The following is a 20,075-nucleotide window of genomic DNA, read 5'->3' as shown; positions in this document are numbered from 1 at the left end:
GGGTCCCCCGCTCCGGCGAAGCCGAGCGGGGGAGGCTCGGCGGCGCGCACCACCATACTGGCCACTTCTGGCGCGTATCCCATGACCGCTGAGGAAACCCACACCGGACTCGCACGTGCACCGCACGGCGAAGTGGTACGTCACTTGCCAAGTCGGGCGGCGCCGCCGCGAGGTTGCCGCCCGGCGCCGACGGTGGCGCAGATCACAGCGAGGGCCATACCGCCGAGCAGGAAGAGGTAGGAGCCGCCTCCTGCGCCGAACAGGAAGTCCCCTTCGGGGCGCGAGGTGGTGAGCAGGATGACGGCTACGATCCAGCCCGCCACCGGTGCGACCGCCCCGCCCCGGCTGCCGGTGGCGTACGCCCCGCCGAGGAAGAGCCCGGCCGCGCCCGCGAGGGCGAGCAGCAGCCCGCCGGGGAACCAGGCGGCCTGGACGAGGGCGCCGGCGACAGCGGTGACGGCGCCGAGGAGGAAGAGGCCGGTACAGGCGGCGGCCCGCCCGGCAGAGGGCGGTCGCAGTGGCTGGGCGAGCAGCGGTCCCTGTCCCGGGTTGCTCATGACGTCTCCTCCAGGTCGAGTCCGGCGAACAGGTCGGTTTCCCCGGGCTGCGCCGTGCCGTGCACCAGCTCGTAGTACTCGGTCGTGAACAGCGGCTGGGCCAGTTCGTTGGAGAGCGCGAAGTACGGCTCCGCCACCTCGATCTGGGTGACGTGGGCGCGCATCGCGGCTGCCTTGGCGGCGGCGTGGGCGGTGCCGTCGACGGCGGTGGTGATCCGCTCGTCGCCGACCACGCCGGGTACGTCGTCCAGGGACGCGCTCTTGTCGAACGGCAGTGCGGACAGCTCGTCCTGGAGGCGGGCGAAGGCGGCCTCGGCGACCGAGCGCGGGACGCGGTTCCAGTAGACCTTGGCGATCCGGTGGCCGCGCTCGGCCGCGAGGCCGACGGCGCGCATGGCGACGCGGTGGGCCTGGATGTGGTCGGGGTGGCCGTACCCGCCGTTGTCGTCGTAGGTGACGAGGACCTGGGGGCGGATCTCCAGGATCACCTCGGCGAGGTGTCCGGCGGCCTGGTCCACATCGGCCTGCCAGAAGCATCCGGGGTCACCGTTGTCCGGAATGCCCATCATGCCGGAGTCTCCGTACCGCCCCGCCCCGCCGAGCAGCCTGGCGTCCGTCACCCTCAGCTCACGCACGGCGGCGGCCAGCTCACCGCGCCGGTGCGCGCCCAGCGCCGGGCCCGTCAGATGCCGCAGTTCCGGCGGGATGACCTCGCCCCGCTCCCCGAGGGTGCAGGTGACCAGGGCCACATGGGCCCCCTCGGCCGCGTACCTGGCCATGGTCGCGCCGTTGTTGATCGACTCGTCGTCCGGGTGCGCGTGCACCAGCAGCAGACGCCGGGCTGGCAGTTCCGTCATGGGACCACCCTACGAGGCGGTCTCGCCCTCGCGGCGCGGCAGGCCGTCCGCCGGGCGGTCGACGCCGCTCAGAACTTGATGCTGCCGATCATGCTGGCGACGTTGGTCGTCAGCTGGCTGATCGTCGGAGCGACGGTGGACGAGGCGAGGTAGAAGCCGAGCAGCATGCACACGATGGCATGCCCACCCTTGAGCCCTGACTTCTTGATCAACAAGAAGACGATGATCGCCAGCAGCACCACCGCCGAAATCGAGAGTGCCACGGCGGCTCACCTCCAAAGATCGTCAGATCCAGATCAGTTGAGCAAATCCACGCAGACGCCAGCAGGTTCATACCCACGCAGCGGTAGTGATCATAACTATGCGTGCTTGCGCATCGCTCGGCGCACAGCCGCACAAGGGGGCGCATGGCCAATATGGTCGGGGTATGACGACCGAGCCTGACTCCTTCCCCCGTCGGCACGCCCGGACCCAGCGGTTCACGCTCGGCGCGCCGCGCGCGTTCACCGTGGCGCCCGACGGTTCGCGTGTCGCGTTCCTGCGCTCCGGCTCCGGCACCGACCGGGCCAACTCCCTCTGGGTCATGGATCTTCCGGAGGGCGAAGAGCGCCTGGCGGCCGATCCGGGCGCCCTTCTCGGCGGCGCCTCCGAAGAGCTCTCGGCCGAGGAGCGGGCGCGTCGGGAGCGCAGCCGGGAGGGAGGTGCGGGCATCGTCGGCTATGCCACCGACAGTGCGGTGGAGTTGGCGGCTTTTGCCTTGTCGGGGCGGCTTTTCACGGCCGAGCTGCCGGCCGGCACGACCCGTGAACTCCGGGTGCCGGGACCGGTGGTCGACCCGCGTCCCTCCCCCGACGGCAGGCACATCGCCTATGTCGCGCGGGGTGCGCTGCGGGTCGTGGGCGCCGAGGGCGACGGCGACCGGGCGCTCGCCGAGCCGGAGCCCACGGAGGGGCCGGGGCGGGTCACCTACGGGCTCGCGGAGTTCGTCGCGGCCGAGGAGATGGGGCGTTCGCGGGGATTCTGGTGGGCGCCGGACGGGCGCCGGCTGCTCGTGGCGCGTATGGACGACACGCCGGTGCGGCGGTGGTGGATCGCGGATCCGGCCCACCCGGAGCGTGAGCCGCATAACGTCGCCTATCCGGCCGCCGGCACGGCCAACGCGGACGTACGGCTGTACGTGCTCGGGCTCGAAGGCGAGCGCAGGGAGGTGGCGTGGGACCGGGACCGCTACCCGTATCTGGCCCGTGTGCACTGGTCAGCGGCGGGTGCGCCACTGTTGCTGGTGCAGGCGCGGGACCAGCGCAGCCAGCTGTTCCTGGCGGTGGACCCGGACACCGGGACGACGCGCATGGTGCACGCGGACGAAGATCCAAGTTGGCTTGAACTGTTCGCCGGAGTGCCCTGCTGGAGCCCCTCCGGGCAGCTTGTCCGGATCGCGGACGAGGGCGGCGCCCGGGTGCTGGCGGTCGGCGAACGGCCCTTGACCAGCGGCCAGTTGCATCTGCGTGCGGTACTGGACGTGGGCTCCGACGACGTGCTGGTTTCCGCCTCGGCGGGCACGGAGGCAGAGGCGCCCGAGATCGGCGAAGTCCATGTGTACCGGGTGAACGAGCTGGGCGTGGAGCGCGTGTCGCAGGAGCCCGGCGTGCACTCGGCGGTGCGCGCCGGAGGCGTGACGGTGCTCGTGTCGGCGACCCTGGACAGGCCGGGCGCTCGTGTCCAGGTGCTGCGTGACGGAAAACCGGCGGCGACTGTCCGGTCGTACGCCGAAGATCCCGGTTTGTCCCCGCGGGTGACCCTCACCCAAGGGGGCGCACGTCGAATTCCGTGCGCCGTGCTTATGCCACGGGACTACCACGGCGACAGTCCCCTGCCCGTCCTGATGGACCCCTACGGCGGCCCGCACGGCCAGCGGGTGCTCGCCGCGCACAACCCCCACCTCACCTCGCAGTGGTTCGCCGACCAGGGATTCGCGGTGGTCGTGGCGGACGGACGCGGTACTCCGGGGCACTCGCCGGCCTGGGAGAAGGCGGTCCGGGACGAGCTGGCGGCCGTTGTGCTCCAGGACCAGGTGGACGCGCTGCACGCGCTCGCCGGGGACTTCCCGCTGGACCTGGACCGGGTGGCGATCCGTGGCTGGTCCTTCGGCGGCTATCTGGCGGCGCTGGCCGTGCTGCGCCGCCCGGACGTCTTCCACGCCGCGGTCGTCGGCGCCCCGGTCACCGATCTGCGCCTGTACGACACCCACTACCAGGAGCGCTACCTCGGCCACCCGGACGAGCAGCCCGAGGTCTACCGCCGCAACTCGCTGGTCGACGACGCGGGTCTGGTCGACCCGGCCGAGCCGCACCGGCCGATGATGGTCATCCACGGGCTGGCGGACGACAACGTCGTCGTCGCCCACTCCCTGCGGCTGTCCTCGGCCCTGCTCGCCGCGGGCCGCCCGCACGAGGTCCTGCCGCTGTCCGGGGTGACGCATATGACCCCGCAGGAGACCGTCGCGGAGAACCTGCTGCGGCTGCAGCTGGACTTCCTCCGGCGTTCGCTGCCCCAGCCGGGAAAATGACCGCCAACTGCGTTAACGCACAGGCAACTTCGGGGAAGCCCCACCGATATACGGACACGGGAGGCTGATCGGCGTACGGCCGTGCGGGTGCCGTGAACGGGCCGGGGTGCGCCATGTCACCCCGGCCCGTTGCCGTACTCGCCGCCCTCCGCCGGAACCACCTGCCGCTCCTCCGCGAAGTGGCAGGCCGAGGCGTGGGCCGCCGGGCCGGACGTGTCGCGGAAGGCGGCCGGTACCGCGAGCGCCGGGACCTCGCGGGCACAGCGTTCCTGCGCCTTCCAGCAGCGGGTGCGGAAGCGGCAGCCGGAGGGGATGGCGGTCGGGGACGGCACATCGCCGGTGAGGATGATCCGCTCGCGGTGTTCGCGGGCCTCCGGGTCCGGGACCGGGACCGCCGACAGCAGCGCCTGGGTGTAGGGGTGCGTGGGGTGGTCGTAGATCTCGGTCTCACTGCCGGTCTCCACGATCCGCCCGAGGTACATCACGGCCACCCGGTCGGAGATGTGCCGGACGACGGACAGGTCGTGCGCGATGAAGACGTAGGAGAGGTCGAACTCCGACTGGAGGCGGTCCAGGAGGTTGATCACCTGGGCCTGGACCGAGACGTCGAGGGCGGACACCGGCTCGTCGGCGACGATCACCTCGGGACGCAGGGCCAGCCCGCGTGCGATGCCGATGCGTTGGCGCTGGCCGCCGGAGAACTGGTGCGGATAGCGGTTGACGTACTCCGGGTTGAGGCCGACCACGTCCAGCAGCTCCTGGACCCGGCGGCGGCGGTCGCCCTTGGGCGCGGCATCGGGGTGGATGTCGTACGGCTCCCCGACGATGTCCCCGACCGTCATCCGGGGGTTGAGGGAGGTGTACGGGTCCTGGAAGACCATCTGGATGTTGCGGCGGACCGTCTTGAGGGCCTTGCCGGACAGCCGGGTGATGTCCTCGCCCTTGAACCTGATGGAGCCGGCCGTGGGGCGTTCGAGACTGCAGAGCATCTTCGCGACCGTCGACTTGCCGCAGCCCGATTCCCCGACGAGGCCGAGGGTCTCCCCCTTGCCGAGGGTGAAGTCCACGCCGTCGACGGCCTTCACCGCGCCGACCTGCCTCCTGAACAGGATGCCCTGGGTGAGCGGGTAGTGCTTGACCAGCCCGGTCACGTCGAGGAGCGGCTCAGTGGTCGCGGCCATTCAGGCACTCCCTCCAGAAGTGGCAGGCGCTGCCGCGTACGCCGGAGACCTCGTACAGCGGGGGTTCGTCGGTGCGGCAGACGTCCCTCGCCATCGGACAGCGCGGGTGGAAGGAGCAGCCGGGCGGGATGTCCATCAGGTTCGGCGGCAGGCCCTTGATGGCGTACAGCTCCTGTCCCTTCTGGTCCAGACGGGGGATGGAGTCCAGCAGACCGCGGGTGTACGGGTGGGCGGGCGCCCTGTAGATGCCGTGCACCGGCGCCGACTCGACGATCTTCCCGGCGTACATCACGGCGATCCGGTCGGCGACGTCCGCCACGACGCCCAGGTCGTGGGTGATGAGGATGAGCCCCATGTGGTACTCGCGCTGCAGCTCGGCGAGCAGGTCCATGACCTGGGCCTGCACGGTGACGTCCAGGGCGGTGGTGGGCTCGTCGGCGATGACGAGCGCCGGTTCCAGGGCCAGCGCCATGGCGATCATGATGCGCTGGCGCATGCCGCCGGAGAACTGGTGGGGATAGTCCCGCACCCGCTGGGCGGCGCCCGGGATGCGCACCCGCTCCATCAGTTCGACGGCCTTGCCGCGCGCGTCCTTCTTCGACATCCCGCGGTGTACGACGAACATCTCGCCGAGCTGGTCCCCCACGGAGAGAACGGGGTTGAGGGCCGACAGGGCGTCCTGGAAGATCATCGCCATTCCGGCGCCCCGGACCCTGCGCCGCTCCTCTTCCTTCAGCTTCAGCAGATCCCGTCCCTGGAACAGGATCTCGCCCCCGGTGATCCTGCCCGGCGGCATGTCGAGGATCCCCATGACAGCCTGCGCGGTGACGGACTTGCCCGACCCGGACTCCCCGAGCACGGCCAGGGTCTCCCCAGCGTCGACCTCGTAACTCACCCCGTTGACGGCATGCGCCACCCCGTCCCGCGTCCGGAACTCCACGCACAGCTCCCGCACTTCGAGCAACACCCCACCATCACCTCGGCTTCGGATCGAAGGCGCCGCGGACTCCGAACACCCCACACATGTCCCGCACTTCCCGTGGCACGGCCGTCACCTCAGCTTCGGATCGAGCGCGTCGCGGATGGCGTCGCCGAGCATGATGAAGGCCAGGACCGTGATGGCCAGGGCGGCCGAGGGCCACAGGAGGGCGTGGGGGGCGTTGCGGATGTACGGGGAGGCGTTGGAGATGTCGATGCCCCAGGAGACGCTGGGCGGCTTGAGCCCCACGCCGAGGTACGACAAGGTCGCCTCCAGCGCGATGTAGGTGCCGAGGGCGATGGTCGCCACCACGATCACCGGGGCCACGGCGTTCGGGGCGATGTGCCGCAGCAGGATGCGGGAGTCGGAGGCGCCGAGGGCGCGGGCGGCCTGGACGTAGTCGTTCTGTTTGGCGGTGATGACCGAGCCGCGGGCGATGCGGCTGATCTGCGGCCAGCCCAGCAGCACCATGAAGCCGATCACCGGCCAGACCGTGTTGCTCGTCACCACGGAGAGGAGGACGAGACCGCCCAGGACCACCGGGATGGCGAAGAAGATGTCGGTGATCCGGGACAGGACCGAGTCCCAGGCACCGCCGAAGTAACCGGCGAGGGCGCCCAGGACCGACCCGACGGCGGACACCCCGAGCGTCGCCAGCACGCCCACCGTCACGGACGTACGGGCGCCGTACACCGTGCGCGTGTAGACGTTGCAGCCCTGGCCGTCGTAACCGAAGGGCGCGCCCGGCCCCGCACCGTCCTGGGCCCTGGCGAGGTCGCACTTCAGGGGGCTGCCGGAGGCGACCGCCGAGGGCCACAGCGAGATGAAGACCAGGAAGACGATGACCAGGGCGGAGAGCAGGAACACCGGGTTGCCGCGCAGGTCCCGCCAGGCGTCGGACCAGAGGGAGCGAGGTCTGCCGGACGGCCCGGTGCCTTCCGGTCCCCCGGGAGTCCGTTCCAGCGTGGCCGCCTCGCTCGCGCCCAGGTCCATCGCCCCGCCCATGCCGGTCCCGGCGATCGCGCCCTCGGGCTCGTACGGCTGCTCAGGCATAGCGGATCCTCGGGTCGAGTACGGCGTACAGGAGGTCGACGAGGAGGTTGGCGGCCAGGAAGACCAGGACGAGGACCGTCACGAAGCCGACCACCGTCTGGGTGTTCTGACGCAGGATGCCCTGGTAGAGCTGGAAGCCGACGCCATGGATGTTGAAGATCCGCTCGGTGGCGATCGCTCCGCCCATCAGCGCGCCGATGTCGGCCCCGATGAAGGTGACCACGGGGATCAGCGAGTTGCGCAGCAGATGCCGGACGATCACCCGGCGCCGGGGCAGGCCCTTGGCGATCGCCGTACGGACGTAGTCGGACCGCTTGTTCTCCGCGATGGCGGTGCGGGTCAGCCGGGTGACGTAGGCGAGGGAGACGGAGGCGAGGACCAGTCCGGGCAGGATCAGCTCGTCGTAGCCGCCGTAGCGCACGGACGGGCTGATCCACTGCCATCTGATGCCGAGCAGCAGCTGGAGCAGCAGACCGGTGACGAAGGTGGGGACGGAGATCACCACCAGGGTGGCCAGCAGCACCCCGGTGTCGACGGGCCGGCCGCGCCGCATGCCCGTCAGCACACCCAGCGACACCCCGACGACGATCTCGAAGAGGATCGCGACGACCGTGAGCCGGATGGTGACGGGGAACGCCGCTCCCATCAGCTCGGTGACCTTCTGGCCGTTGAAGGCGGTGCCGAAGTCGCCGGTCAGGACGTTGCCCATGTAGGTCGCGTACTGCTGCCACAGCGGCTTGTCCAAGCCGAACTCCCGCTTCAGCTGGGCGGCCGTCGCCGGGTCGCAGGTCCGCTCCCCGCACAGGCCGGCGACGGGGTCGCCCATCACGTTCACCATCAGGAAGATCAGCAGCGTCGACCCGATGAACACCGGGATCATCTGGAGCAGCCGCCTCGCGACATAGCGCCCCACGGGGATCAGCCGACCTTGATCTCGTTGTAGACCGGCACGCTGAAGGGGTTGAGCGCCACGTGGGAGAGCCGGGAGGTGTAGCCGGCGCTGCCGTTCTGGTACCAGAGCGGGATGGCCGCCATGTTGTCGCGGACGACCTCCTCGGCCTGCTGGAAGAGCCTGACGGCCGTGGCCCGGTCGGTCTCGGCGTTGGCCCGGTCGACGAGCCGGTCGAACCGCTTGTCGGACCACTTGCCGTCGTTGGAGGACGCGCCCGTGTAGTACAGCGGCTGCAGGAAGTTCTGGATCAACGGGTAGTCCATCTGCCAGCCGGCCCGGAACGGACCGGTCATCTTCTGATGGGTGGTCTGGTTGCGGAAGTCGGCGAAGGTGCCGATCGGGTTGCCGACGCAGGCCCTGTCGTTGCCGAGGGCGTTGTTGACGGAGTTGCACACGGCGTCCACCCACTGCCGGTGCGAGCCCGTGTCCGCGTTGTAGGTGATCGTCAGCCGGCCGCCGGGGATCCCGCCGCCCTCCTGGATGAGCTTCCTGGCCTGCGCGGGGTCGTAGTCGCAGGCGTGGCCGCACAGTCCGGGCTGATAACCGCCGGCCGCGCCGAGGACCGGGGAGGTCCAGTCGGTGGCCGGGGTGCGGGTTCTCCGGAAGATGGTCTCGGTGATCTGCCTGCGGTTGATCGCCATGGACAGGCCCGTGCGGACCTTCCGTGCGCCGCCGGTGTTCCACTTCGGGTCGTAGTAGGGGAAGGCCAGTGTCTGCAGGATGCCGGCCGGGGTGTTGATGTAGCGGCCGTTCAGGTCGGTCCGGACGTTCTTGAGCTGGCTGGCCGGCACGTCGTCGACGAGGTCGAGGTTGCCGGCCAGCACGTCGGTGTACGCGGTGCCGCTGTCGGTGTACACCAGCAGGGTCACACCGACGTTCCGGGCCGGGTCGGGGCCGGGGTAGGCGTCCCACTTCTTCAGGTTCATCGCGGAGCCCTTGGTGTACGACTCGATCCGGTAGGGCCCGTTGCCGACCGGCTTGCTCACCCAGGCCGCGTGGTCGGTGAAGAAGGTGCGCGGGAGCGGGGCGTAGGCCGCGTAGCCGAGGGTGTCGGGGAAGCTGGAGAACTTCTGGCCGAGGGTGACGGTGAACGTCCTGGGGCCGGTGACCCTGAGCCCGGACAGGGTGTCGGCGGTCTGCGCACCGCTGTCGGGGTGGACCTTGTCGTAGCCCTCGATGTAGCCGAAGAAGTACGCGTTCTTCTGGTTGTTCCTGAGGCTCGCCCCGTAGTTCCAGGCGTCCACGAAGGACCGGGCGGTGACCGGTTCGCCGTTGCTGAACTTCCAGCCGTTCCTGACGGTGACGGTGAAGTGCCGCGAGTCCCGGGTGTCGATGCGCTCGGCGAGCATGTTCTGGGCCTTGCCGGTCCTCGGGTCGTACTTCTTCAGGCCCCGGAAGATCATGTCGAGGACCTTGCCGCCCTGCACCTCGTTGGTGTTGGCGGGCTCCAGCGGGTTCTGCGGGTCGCTCCAGGAGGAGGTCAGCACGCCGGGCCCGCCGAACCCGCCGCCGCCCCCGCAGGCGGTGGCCATCAGTCCCGCGGCGATCGCACAGCAGGCCCATGCCACGCGCGTGACTCGACGCAATGCGGTGCCTCCTCCGCGCTCACCGGTCCGACCCCGGCCACTATCGGATCCGACCCCGGTCTCTATCGGATCCAGTACCGGTCAATATCGGCGCATACAGTGCTTATCGCATGCCCGTCGCCGGATTGAGGGGCCTTTAGGGGGACACGTCATCCGAATGCAGACAGCCACCTGGACGAGCGCGGACGATCTTGCGCGGACCGCGCAACAGATCTCCGCGCAACGTTGCTGAAACGTTGGATTGCGACGTGTCGATGTACGCATTTCGGCACACCACCGTCCGCATATCGAACTCATTGCCCGATTCGCCCAGTTAGTCCGATGTGAAGCACGGATTGATTACAGCGTGCTACCCGCGTAGCTACGGAATGGTCAAGCCCGAGTAAAGAACGTAAAGACGCAACCAAGGCGACCGAGAATTTATTGACCTTGAATGAATTGCGTTGAAAAAGTCCGGCGTAGCCCGTAGGGGAGCGCCCTGCGGAGCCTTGACCACAGGGCACGGAGCATCATGACCCCCGCATCTCCTTCCCCGGCCGCCCCACTCGAGGTGACCGACGAAGACAGCGCCGCATCGGCGAAGCCCGCCAACCCCAAGGGCGCCGAGAGCCGCTCACCGGGACGGCTGGCCTGGACCCGCTTCAAGCGGGACCGGACGGGCGTGATATCCGCCTTCGTGGTGATCTTCTTCTTCGTCGCCGGTATCTGCGCACCGCTGATCGCCAAGGTGTACGGCAAGGACCCGTACACCACGTACGGCCAGAACGACCCGAGCCTGCTGAACGACTTCGGCTTCCCGGTGGCGCCCAACGGCGGCATGAGCGGCGACTTCTGGTTCGGCATCGACCCACAACTGGGCCGGGACGTCTTCACCTTCCTGCTCTACGGCATCCGCAACTCGCTGCTGATCGCGACGGCGACGACCTTGCTCGTGGCCCTCTTCGGCGTGGTCATCGGCATCACCGCCGGCTATCTGGGCGGCAGGACGGACTACTTCGTCGGCCGGATCATCGACATTCTGCTGGCTTTCCCGCAGATGCTGTTCTTCATCGGCTTCTTTCCGGTGCTGCTCACGATCCTGGTCGCACCCGACGAGGGGACCCCGATCTGGCTCACCGTGACCTCCCTGATCACCATCATGACGCTGTTCGGCTGGGCACCCATCGCCCGGCTGCTGCGCGGTGAGGTACTCGCCCTGCGCGAGCGGGAGTTCGTGGAGGCCGCCAAGGTCACCGGCGCCTCCCCGGCCCGGATCATCTTCAAGGAACTGCTGCCCAACCTGTGGACGCCGATCCTCATCCAGGCGACCCTGGCCCTGCCCGCCTACGTGACGACCGAGGCCGGTCTGGCCTTCGTGGGCGTCGGTCTCTCCGACCCCACGCCGGACTGGGGCGTCATGGTCCAGAACGCGGCCAAGACCTACCAGGACGACATCACGTTCATGCTCTTCCCGGGTCTGACCATGGTGATCTTCGTCGTCGCCTTCAACCTCCTCGGTGACTCGGTGCGTGACGCACTGGACCCCAAGGCCAGGCGCTGAACCTCCCTCTCCACCTTCCGGACCGGGCGACGGGGCCCGCCGGAGCAGTTCGTATCTCTCCTCGAGCAGAGCAGGAAGCCATGTCCCTTTCCCGCAGAAACTTCGTCATCGCCACGTCGGTCGCGGCCGGCGGCTCCATGGTCCTCTCCGCGTGCAGCAGCGGCGGCGGGGGCGGGAACAGCGGCACCGAGCACGCGGGCACCGACAAGTACACGGGCCACGTGACGGTCGGTACGAAGGAGGACTCGACGGGTCCCGCCCCCGAGGTTCCGGGTGCGCGCAAGGGCGGCAACATCATCGGCATCGGCCCGAGCGACTTCTCCCACCTGGACCCCCAGCGGATCTACTTCGCCTGGAACTCCTCCGTCGCCAACCTCTACGTCCGTTCGCTGACCGGCTTCAAGATCGCCATGGACGGCTCGATGAAGCTGGTCGGTGACCTCGCCACCGACACCGGCACCATGAGCGACGGCGGCAAGACCTGGACCTTCACCCTGAAGGACGGTCTGAAGTGGGAGGACGGCAGCGAACTGACCGTCGAGGACGTCCGCCACGGCATCGAGCGCGGCTTCGCCAGCTTCACCACTGAGGGCGCCCAGTACGTCCAGACCGCGCTCGTCGGTTCCACCGACTTCCGCTCGAAGTACAAGGGCCCGTTCAGCGGCAAGCACCTGGACTCCATCGTCACCGACAAGGCGAAGAAGACCATCACGCTGAAGCTGAAGGAGGCCCGCCCGGACCTCAACTTCACGCTGACGATGCAGTCGTACGGTGCCGTGCCGGTCGCCCACGACACCAAGGAGAAGTACGACAAGGACCCGGTTTCCGCCGGTCCGTACAAGATCGCTCAGCACTCCATCGACAAGTCGATGAAGCTGGTCCGCAACCCGCACTGGGACCCGAAGACGGACGCGATCCGCAACGCCTACCCGGACAGCTTCACCTTCGAGTTCGGCACCGAGTCCCTTCCGGCCACCGACCGCCTGATCGCCGAGAGCGGCAACGACCAGTACGCGGTCATGGCGTACAGCGGTGTGCCCGCCGAGCGTCTGCAGAAGGTGCTGGGCGACCCGCAGCTGAAGAAGCGGACCATGAACGGTCTGCTCAGCGGTCTGTACTACTACGCGATCAACTGCAAGCGCGTCACCGACCCGAAGGTGCGACAGGCGCTCAACTACGCCTGGCCGCTGGAACAGATCCGCCGCATCTACGGTGGCGAGGCCGCCGGTGACTACGCGACCTCCATCATCAGCCCGGACATCCTCGGCTACGAGCACCAGGACGTCTACGGCAAGCTGAAGAAGCCGCAGGGCGACCCGGAGAAGGCCAAGGCGCTGCTGAAGGAGGCCGGCAAGCTCGGCCAGAAGATCGTCTACACCTACCCCAAGGGTGGCAACGACGCCTACGAGAAGACCAAGGTCGTCATCGTCAACGCCCTGAAGGCGGCGGGCTTCGACCCGGTCGTCAAGCCGGTGGACCAGGGCAGCTACTACGACCAGGTCCAGCAGATCGACAACAGCTTCGACGTGATGTGGTTCGGCTGGTCCCCGGACTGGCCGACCGGTTACACCGTCATGCAGCCGCTGTTCGACGGTGGCACGATCGCCAACGGCTCGAACAACGTCTCGCAGCTGAACGTGGGCTGGGTCAACGAGGCGATCAAGAAGAACGCGGTCATCGTCGACCCGAAGGAGGCCGGCGCGGCCTGGGAGGCGCTGGACAAGAAGATCATGACGGAGCTGGCTCCGATCATCCCCGAAACCTTCCAGCGGCGGTTCTACCTGTACGGCTCGAAGGTCGGCGGCGCCCTGTTCGACCCGCTGTTCTCGGCGTTCCTCATGTACAAGCTGTACGTGAAGGCGTAAGCACCAGCCAGTCCAGGGGCGGGGCGCCGCACTCCGGCGCCCCGCCCACCCCCCTCCGCCCCCACCACGGCGTCGCCCAGGGAATCCCATCGCCATGTTCCGCTTCCTCGTCCGCCGGATACTCGGCGCAGCGGTGATCCTGCTGATCATCAGTGCCATCACCTTCCTCCTCTTCTATGTCGCTCCGCGTGACCCCGCCCGGGTCGCCTGCGGCAAGGTCTGCACGCCTCAGACTCTGGCGCTGGTCAAGCACAACCTGGGGATCGACGATCCGCTGCCGGTGCAGTACTGGCACTGGCTCGAAGGCGTCTTCCTGGGCCGCGACTACACCTCGTTCGGCCACTGCGACGCGCCGTGCCTCGGCTATTCGTTCCAGAACCGCGTGCCGGTGCTCGGCCTGATCGGGGACCGCTTCCCGACCACCATCTCGCTCGCCTTGGGAAGCGCGGTCGTGTTCGTCGTCTTCGGCGTCGGCACCGGCATGATCGCCGCCGTCAAGCAGGGCAAGGCGCTGGACAAGATCGCTTCCTCGGCATCGCTGGTCGGTTCGTCGCTGCAGATCTACATCGTCGGCATCGTCGCGATGTTCTACCTCTCGGACGAGTGGGGCATCCTCCCCCGCCCGAACGACAACTCGGGCCTCACGGAGGACCCCGGGGCCTGGTTCTCGGGCCTGCTGCTGCCGTGGTTCGTGCTGGCGATCATCTTCACGGCGAACTACACGCGTATGACCCGCTCCCAACTGGTCGAGACCCTGAGCGAGGACTACGTCCGCACGGCACGCGCCAAGGGCCTGTCCGCGCGCACAGTGTTCTTCCGGTTCGCCTGGCGCGGCGCCATGGGCCCGATCGTGACGATCCTCGGCCTGGACCTCGGCACGCTGCTCGGCGGCGCGATCATCACGGAGGCGACGTTCGGCCTGCACGGCATCGGCGCCGTCTCGGTGAAGGCCGTGCACAACAACGACCTGCCGGTGCTGCTCGGCGTCACCCTGGTGGCCGCCGCCGCGATCGTGGTCTTCAACATCATCGTCGACGCCCTTTACGCCCTCATCGACCCACGCGTCCGCCTCGCCTAAGGAGAGACAAGATGAGCACCCCCTTCCTCTCCGTCCGCGACCTGCGCGTGCACTTCTCCACCGAGGACGGCATCGTCAAGGCCGTCGACGGGCTCTCCTTCGACCTGGAGAAGGGCAAGACCCTCGGCATCGTCGGCGAGTCCGGCTCCGGCAAGTCGGTGACCAACCTGGCGATCCTGGGTCTGCACAACCGTGAGCACACCACCATGGACGGCGAGATCGTCCTCGACGGTCAGGAGCTGCTGACGGCGTCCGAGCGCACGCTGGAGAAGCTGCGCGGCAAGAAGATGTCCATGATCTTCCAGGACGCGCTGGCTTCGCTCTCGCCGTACCACACCATCGGCGCGCAGATCGCCGAGACGTACCGCAAGCACACCGGCGCCTCCAAGAAGGAAGCCCGGGCCCGCGCGATCGAGATGCTCCGCCGGGTCGGCATCCCCCAGCCCGACACCCGCGTGGACGACTACCCGCACCAGTTCTCCGGCGGTATGCGCCAGCGCGCGATGATCGCCATGTCACTGGTCTGCGACCCCGAGCTGCTCATCGCCGACGAGCCGACCACGGCCCTCGACGTGACGGTCCAGGCCCAGATCACGGACCTGCTCAAGGACCTCCAGCAGGAGTTCGGCACGGCCATCATCTTCATCACGCACGACCTCGGCGTCATCGCCGACGTCGCGGACGACGTGCTGGTGATGTACGGCGGCCGGTGCGTGGAGCGCGGCACCAAGAAGCAGGTGCTGAGCGCCCCGGACCACCCCTACACCCTCGGCCTGCTGAACTCGATGCCGAGCCTGGACGGCCCGGTGGACGTGCCGCTGACGCCGATCCCCGGCTCCCCGCCCTCGCTGCTCAACCCGCCGTCCGGCTGCCGCTTCCACCCGCGCTGCACGTTCGCCGGGAAGGTCGCGGACGGCCTGTGCTCGACCGACCGCCCGAAGCTCGAGGTGACCGAGGGCCGCGGCTCCGCCTGCCACCTCACCGCCGACCAGAAGCGGGACCTCTTCGCCGACTTCGCCGCAACCCGGCACAACTGACGGATACCAGACGGGACTTCACACCATGAGCAACACGAACCCCCTCCTGGACGTCTCCGGGCTCACCAAGCACTTCCCGATCAAGGGCGGCTTCCCGATCCGCCGTACGGTCGGCGCAGTGCAGGCGGTCGACGGCCTGGACTTCCAGGTGGCCGAGGGCGAGAGCCTGGGCCTCGTCGGCGAGTCGGGCTGCGGCAAGTCGACCACGGGCCGGCTGATCACCCGCCTCCTGGAGCCGACCGGCGGCAAGATCACGTACCGTGGGCAGGACATCACGCACGCGGGCCGCAGGGATCTGGCGTCGATCCGCTCCGAGATCCAGATGATCTTCCAGGACCCGTACGCCTCGCTGAACCCGCGGCAGACGGTCGGCAAAATCGTCTCCGGCCCGATGGAGATCAACGACATCAACCCGGCCGGCGGCCGCGAGAAGCGCGTCCGTGAGCTGCTGGAGATCGTCGGCCTCAACCCCGAGCACTACAACCGCTTCCCGCACGAGTTCTCCGGCGGCCAGCGCCAGCGCATCGGCGTGGCACGGGCGTTGGCGTTGGAGCCGAAGCTGATCGTGGCGGACGAGCCGGTCTCGGCCCTCGACGTCTCCATCCAGGCACAGGTCGTCAACCTCCTCCAGAAGGTCCAGAAGGAACTGGGCATCGCGTTCCTCTTCATCGCCCACGACCTCGCGATCGTCCGCCACTTCTCGCAGCGCGTGGCCGTGATGTACCTCGGCAAGATCGTGGAGATCGCCGACCGCGACGACCTGTACGGCAACCCCCGCCACCCCTACACGCGGGCCCTGCTGTCCGCCGTACCCGAGGCGACGGTGGACGCGGAGCCGCGCGAGCGCATCCGCCTGGTCGGCGACGTCCCGTCGCCGATCAACCCGCCGTCCGGCTGCCGCTTCCGCACCCGCTGCTGGAAGGCGACGGAGAAGTGCGCGAGCGAGGCACCGCCGCTGGTCGAGGCCGAGGGCAACAAGCCCGGCCATCTGACGGCCTGCCACTACCCGGAGACGAAGGAGACGATCCCGGCCCCCCGCGCCGCCAAGGACCGCCTCTCCAAGGACCCCGAGGCGGCGGCCTGACACACCCCTTTTCCGTCAGCCGCCCCTTGCGGAACGGACTTCACCGGCCCCTTGACCCGAGCCCATGAACGTCCGCTTCCAGGGAACGAAGGCCCGCGTCTTCCCGGACGCGGGCCTTCGGCGTGGCAACCGCGCTTCCGGGCCGGCCCAACGGCCACTTGTGCATTCCTCACGCCACCCCAAGCTCACACCACACATACTTCCCACGGTCCCCGAACCGCGCCGTCGGCTGCCAGCCCCAGTACTCCGCGCAGGCCCTCACCAACCCCAGCCCCCGCCCGTCCTCCAGCTCCCCCACCTGCTCCAGCGGCCGAGGCGGATCCGGCGGGGCGGGGTCGGTGTCCCACGCCCCGATCCACACCATGCCCTCCGCCGTCCGGCGCACCCTCAACGCCGCCGGCCCCTTTGTGTGCCGTACGGCATTCGAGACCAGCTCCGCCGCCAGCAGCTCCGCCGTGTCCGCGATCCCGATCAACCCGTGCACCGTCAGGATCAGGCGCAGGGTGCGGCGGCAGACGGTCACGGCTCTGAGGTCGTTCGGGATGTAGAGCGTGTAGTCCCGGGTTTCGCTTTCGGGCATGGGTGATCAACTCCTTTGAGAAGAAGGGGATTTCACGCACGGTGGCAACGCCGCGTCCACACGGTGCACTTCCGCTGCGTGTGCACCACGTCACCGACGGTAGACCTTGGGGACCAAGCGCGAGCCCACCGCGCGTCAGATGCGGCTGGCCGTCGAGATGCGCAGACTTCGCGAGGCCGCGGGCCTCAGTTCCCGTGCGGCAGCGGCGCTGCTTGGCGTGAACTCCGTGCAGATCAGCCAGATCGAGGCCGGCACCTCAGGAGTGAGCGAGCAGCGTCTACGTCGCATGGCTGCCAACTACGCCTGCGTGGATGACGGGTTGATCGACGGCTTGGTGGCGATCGCCACCGATCGAACCCAGGGCTGGTGGGAGGAGTACCGGGGTCAGCTAGCCACGCCGTTCATGGACCTGCCCGAGCTGGAGCATCACGCCCGCTTCCGCTGGGACGTTGAGTTCCTCCACGTCCCCGGCCTCCTGCAGACAGCGGATTACGCCCGATCCCTCTTCTCGTACGTCAACCCGGAGTTTTCGCCGAACGATGTCGAGCAGTGGGTGGATCACCGAATGAAGCGCAGGGTCATCATCGAGCGCCCGGACCCGGTGCCGTACGAGGCGGTGATTCACGAGGGGGCCCTGCGCATCAGGGTCGGCGACCGATCCACAGCACAGGCTCAGCTCACCCGTGTCCTGGAACTCTCCGAAGCCGACCACGTCACCGTACGCGTCATCCCCTTCGATCTGGACGGCTTCGGCGGCGCAGGCAGCGCGATGGTGTATGCGGGCGGCCCCGTCCCCAAGCTGGACACTGTCGTCCGCGACGGGCCCAACGGGCCGGTCTTCATCGATGCCGAAGCCCAGCTCAGCCGATACCGAACACTCTTCCGTAGGGTAGAGGCAGTGTCACTCGACCCCGACCGTTCGCGTGACTTCATCCATCGGCTGGCAAAGGAGCTGTGAGCATGCTGACCCCGGACACCTGGCAAAAGTCCTCCTTCTCCGGTGGCGGCCAGGGCGACGCCTGCGTCGAAGTCGCCCACCTGGACACCCACATAGCCATCCGCGACTCAAAGACCCGATCGAGAGCCACCCTCGCCTTCGAACCCCCCACCTTCACCTCCTTCATCGAGGCCCTGAAGCACAAGACGTGAGAGATGTTCAAGAACTGCACCGGAATCTGACGCACCGTTCAGCAACGTGTGTCAGACTGCGGCGGTGGTAGATCATGTCTTCACAGATCTCACGCTCGCCGCGCTCTACGACCGCCTCAACCCCTGGGGGCCGGGTGACGACTTCTACCTCGGTCTGGTACGGGAGGCCCGCTCGGTGCTGGACATCGGGTGCGGCACCGGGCGGCTGCTGCGGCGGGCCCGGGACGAGGGGCACCAGGGCCGGCTGATGGGTCTCGATCCGGCCCCCGCCATGCTCGTCCAGGCGCGGCGGGCCCGGCCGGACGGCGAGTGGGTGCTCGGGGACATGCGCACCCGGCTGTGGAACAACGAATTCGACCTCGTCGTCATGACCGGGCACGCCTTCCAGGAGCTGGTCCGGGACGAGGACATCCGCAGCTCCCTGCGCGCGGTCCGGGCGGCCCTCGCCGACGGCGGACGGTTCGTGTTCGAGACCCGCAACCCGGCCGCCCGCGCCTGGGAGCGGTGGGTCCCGGAGCGGGTGTACGACATCACCGCCGACGACGGCACACCGGTGCGGGTGTGGCACGAGGTCCAGGGCGACGGGCCCGGCGGGGGCCGGGTGCGGTTCACGGAGACCTACGACGGCGACGGCTGGCCGGCCCCGCGGGTCTGCCACAGCGTCCTGCGCTTCCTGGACAACGCGTCCCTGCGGAGCTTTCTCGAAGAGGCCGGGTTGAGCGTGGTGGAGCAGTACGGCGACTGGCAGGGAGAGCCGCTCACCCCCACCAGCCCCGAGATCATCACCGTGGCCCGCCGGGCATAGCCGCGTACTACGCCCCCTCCTCCGCCTGCCCCTCCTCCAACGCCACCAGCGCCGGATCCAGCACGATGTCCTCGTCCCGGGCCTCGGTGGTCGGCTCCTCCGGGAAGTGGCAGGCCGTCAGATGGCCGTCGCGGTTGCCGGAGATCTGGATCAGCGGTGGCTCCTCGGTCGCGCACATGTCCTGGGCCTTCCAGCAGCGGGTGCGGAAACGGCAGCCGGACGGCGGGGAGATCGGGGACGGGACGTCGCCGGCCAGGCGGATGCGCTCGCGTCCGCCGGCGTCCTCGGCCGCGAGGTTCACCTCCGGGACGGCGGAGAGCAGGGCGTGGGTGTACGGGTGACGCGGCCGGGTGTAGATGGATTCCCGGTCGCCCACCTCGATGATCTTGCCGAGGTACATCACCGCGACGCGCTGCGAGAAGTGGCGGACGACGGCGAGGTCGTGGGCGATGAAGAGGAACGCGATGCCCAGTTCCTTCTGGACCTTCTGGAGCAGGTTGACGACCTGGGCCTGGATGGAGACGTCGAGGGCCGAGACCGGCTCGTCCGCCACGATCAGCTTCGGCTCCAACGCCAACGCCCGTGCCACGCCGATGCGCTGGCGCTGGCCGCCGGAGAACTCGTGCGGGAAGCGGTTGTAGTGCTCGGGGTTGAGGCCGACGATCTCCAGGAGTTCGCGGACCCGCTTCTCACGGCCGCCCTCGGGCTGGATCCCGTTGATCTCCATCGGGCCGGAGACGATCTTGCCGACCGTCTGCCGCGGGTTCAGCGACGAGTACGGGTCCTGGAAGATCATCTGGATCTCGGAGCGGATGGGCGCCAGCTGCTTCCGCGTCGCGTGGCTGATGTCCTTGCCGCGGTAGGTGATCGTGCCGTTCGTCGGCTCCAGGAGGCGGGTGATCAGCCGGCCCGTGGTCGACTTCCCGCAGCCCGACTCGCCGACCAGACCGAAGCTCTCCCCCGCGTGCACGGTGAGGTCGACCCCGTCCACGGCCTGCACCGCGCCGATCGTCCGGCGGATCGGGAAGCCGCCCTTGACGGGGAAGTGCTTGGTCAGGCCCGAGACCTGCAACAGCGGCTCGCCGTCCGTGCCCGCGCCGTGCTCACGCGGGGCCGTGAGGACGTTCTCCCCTGTCATCTCCTCTTCCTCTCCCCTGTCATCTCCTCTGTCATCCCCTCTTCCTCTCCTCTGTCATCTCCTCTGTC

19 protein-coding genes are annotated in these 20,075 nt (G+C 68.8%); 9 read left to right on the top strand and 10 right to left on the bottom strand.

Going from position 1 to position 20,075, the window contains the following annotated elements; all coding sequences use genetic code 11:
- Positions 1-140 precede the first annotated feature (140 nt).
- The 3 genes from ABZ624_RS14380 to ABZ624_RS14370 form a co-directional block, all read right to left on the bottom strand.
- Positions 141-557: a DUF6113 family protein gene (locus ABZ624_RS14380; RefSeq protein ID WP_360087121.1), complete on the bottom strand. Its 417-nt coding sequence runs from the start codon at positions 555-557 to the stop codon at positions 141-143.
- A complete protein-coding gene (gene mshB / locus ABZ624_RS14375) occupies positions 554-1,414 on the bottom strand; it encodes an N-acetyl-1-D-myo-inositol-2-amino-2-deoxy-alpha-D-glucopyranoside deacetylase (protein WP_360087118.1) in 861 nt (286 codons plus the stop codon). The genes ABZ624_RS14380 and mshB overlap by 4 nt, the downstream gene beginning before the upstream one ends.
- A 68-nt stretch (positions 1,415-1,482) precedes the next feature.
- Positions 1,483-1,677 (bottom strand): hypothetical protein, encoded by a 195-nt coding sequence (locus tag ABZ624_RS14370; protein ID WP_351238397.1) that lies wholly within the window; start codon positions 1,675-1,677, stop codon positions 1,483-1,485.
- A gap of 164 nt (positions 1,678-1,841) precedes the next feature.
- On the opposite strand from ABZ624_RS14370, the gene ABZ624_RS14365 reads away from it, so the two are divergent.
- Positions 1,842-3,980 (top strand): prolyl oligopeptidase family serine peptidase, encoded by a 2,139-nt coding sequence (locus ABZ624_RS14365; RefSeq protein ID WP_360087115.1) that lies wholly within the window; start codon positions 1,842-1,844, stop codon positions 3,978-3,980.
- A gap of 116 nt (positions 3,981-4,096) precedes the next feature.
- Here the strand turns inward: ABZ624_RS14365 and ABZ624_RS14360 are convergent, their stop codons facing one another.
- The 5 genes from ABZ624_RS14360 to ABZ624_RS14340 all read right to left on the bottom strand — a co-directional run bounded on the left by ABZ624_RS14360 (position 4,097) and on the right by ABZ624_RS14340 (position 9,677).
- The gene (locus ABZ624_RS14360; RefSeq protein ID WP_360087112.1) at positions 4,097-5,161 is read right to left on the bottom strand and encodes a dipeptide ABC transporter ATP-binding protein; all 1,065 of its coding nucleotides are present in this window, start codon (positions 5,159-5,161) and stop codon (positions 4,097-4,099) included.
- A complete protein-coding gene (locus tag ABZ624_RS14355) occupies positions 5,145-6,128 on the bottom strand; it encodes an ABC transporter ATP-binding protein (protein WP_360087109.1) in 984 nt (327 codons plus the stop codon). Before ABZ624_RS14355 ends, ABZ624_RS14360 begins: the two co-directional genes overlap by 17 nt.
- A gap of 84 nt (positions 6,129-6,212) precedes the next feature.
- A complete protein-coding gene (locus tag ABZ624_RS14350; RefSeq protein ID WP_360087106.1) occupies positions 6,213-7,193 on the bottom strand; it encodes an ABC transporter permease in 981 nt (326 codons plus the stop codon).
- Complete coding sequence (locus ABZ624_RS14345) at positions 7,186-8,106, bottom strand: ABC transporter permease (RefSeq protein ID WP_360087103.1); 921 nt, start codon at positions 8,104-8,106, stop codon at positions 7,186-7,188. Before ABZ624_RS14345 ends, ABZ624_RS14350 begins: the two co-directional genes overlap by 8 nt.
- 5 nt (positions 8,107-8,111) lie before the next feature.
- Complete coding sequence (locus ABZ624_RS14340) at positions 8,112-9,677, bottom strand: ABC transporter substrate-binding protein (protein WP_360087800.1); 1,566 nt, start codon at positions 9,675-9,677, stop codon at positions 8,112-8,114.
- A 565-nt stretch (positions 9,678-10,242) separates the two neighbouring features.
- Here ABZ624_RS14340 and ABZ624_RS14335 point away from each other — a divergent pair.
- From ABZ624_RS14335 to ABZ624_RS14315, 5 genes are all read left to right on the top strand, one after another.
- Positions 10,243-11,271 carry an ABC transporter permease gene (locus ABZ624_RS14335; protein ID WP_360087100.1) on the top strand — a complete coding sequence of 343 codons (1,029 nt, stop codon included), beginning with the start codon at positions 10,243-10,245 and terminating at the stop codon, positions 11,269-11,271.
- Positions 11,272-11,351: 80 nt separating this feature from the next.
- Positions 11,352-13,136: an ABC transporter substrate-binding protein gene (locus tag ABZ624_RS14330; protein WP_360087097.1), complete on the top strand. Its 1,785-nt coding sequence runs from the start codon at positions 11,352-11,354 to the stop codon at positions 13,134-13,136.
- A 94-nt stretch (positions 13,137-13,230) separates the two neighbouring features.
- On the top strand, positions 13,231-14,214 hold the full coding sequence (locus tag ABZ624_RS14325) for an ABC transporter permease (protein WP_360087094.1): 984 nt from the start codon (positions 13,231-13,233) through the stop codon (positions 14,212-14,214).
- Between the two features lie 11 nt (positions 14,215-14,225).
- Positions 14,226-15,251: an ABC transporter ATP-binding protein gene (locus tag ABZ624_RS14320; RefSeq protein WP_360087091.1), complete on the top strand. Its 1,026-nt coding sequence runs from the start codon at positions 14,226-14,228 to the stop codon at positions 15,249-15,251.
- Between the two features lie 25 nt (positions 15,252-15,276).
- Positions 15,277-16,335, top strand: a complete 1,059-nt coding sequence (locus ABZ624_RS14315; RefSeq protein ID WP_360087088.1) for a dipeptide ABC transporter ATP-binding protein — start codon at positions 15,277-15,279, stop codon at positions 16,333-16,335.
- A 169-nt stretch (positions 16,336-16,504) separates the two neighbouring features.
- Here the strand turns inward: ABZ624_RS14315 and ABZ624_RS14310 are convergent, their stop codons facing one another.
- Positions 16,505-16,915: an ATP-binding protein gene (locus tag ABZ624_RS14310; RefSeq protein ID WP_360087085.1), complete on the bottom strand. Its 411-nt coding sequence runs from the start codon at positions 16,913-16,915 to the stop codon at positions 16,505-16,507.
- Positions 16,916-17,054: 139 nt separating this feature from the next.
- On the opposite strand from ABZ624_RS14310, the gene ABZ624_RS14305 reads away from it, so the two are divergent.
- From ABZ624_RS14305 to ABZ624_RS14295, 3 genes are all read left to right on the top strand, one after another.
- On the top strand, positions 17,055-17,873 hold the full coding sequence (locus ABZ624_RS14305) for a helix-turn-helix transcriptional regulator (protein ID WP_360087082.1): 819 nt from the start codon (positions 17,055-17,057) through the stop codon (positions 17,871-17,873).
- A 2-nt stretch (positions 17,874-17,875) separates the two neighbouring features.
- Complete coding sequence (locus ABZ624_RS14300) at positions 17,876-18,064, top strand: DUF397 domain-containing protein (RefSeq protein WP_360087079.1); 189 nt, start codon at positions 17,876-17,878, stop codon at positions 18,062-18,064.
- A gap of 64 nt (positions 18,065-18,128) precedes the next feature.
- Entirely contained in the window at positions 18,129-18,869 is a 741-nt protein-coding gene (locus tag ABZ624_RS14295; RefSeq protein ID WP_360087076.1) for a methyltransferase domain-containing protein, read from the top strand.
- 7 nt (positions 18,870-18,876) lie between these two features.
- On the opposite strand, the gene ABZ624_RS14290 is transcribed toward ABZ624_RS14295, so the two are convergent.
- The gene (locus ABZ624_RS14290) at positions 18,877-20,007 is read right to left on the bottom strand and encodes a dipeptide ABC transporter ATP-binding protein (protein WP_360087073.1); all 1,131 of its coding nucleotides are present in this window, start codon (positions 20,005-20,007) and stop codon (positions 18,877-18,879) included.
- Between the last annotated feature and the right edge of the window lie 68 nt (positions 20,008-20,075).

Source organism: Streptomyces sp. NPDC007205, from assembly GCF_040634095.1.
Lineage (GTDB): Bacteria > Actinomycetota > Actinomycetes > Streptomycetales > Streptomycetaceae > Streptomyces.
Note: the sequence above shows the minus strand (reverse complement) of the source record. Positions and strands in the feature narration are given on the sequence as shown.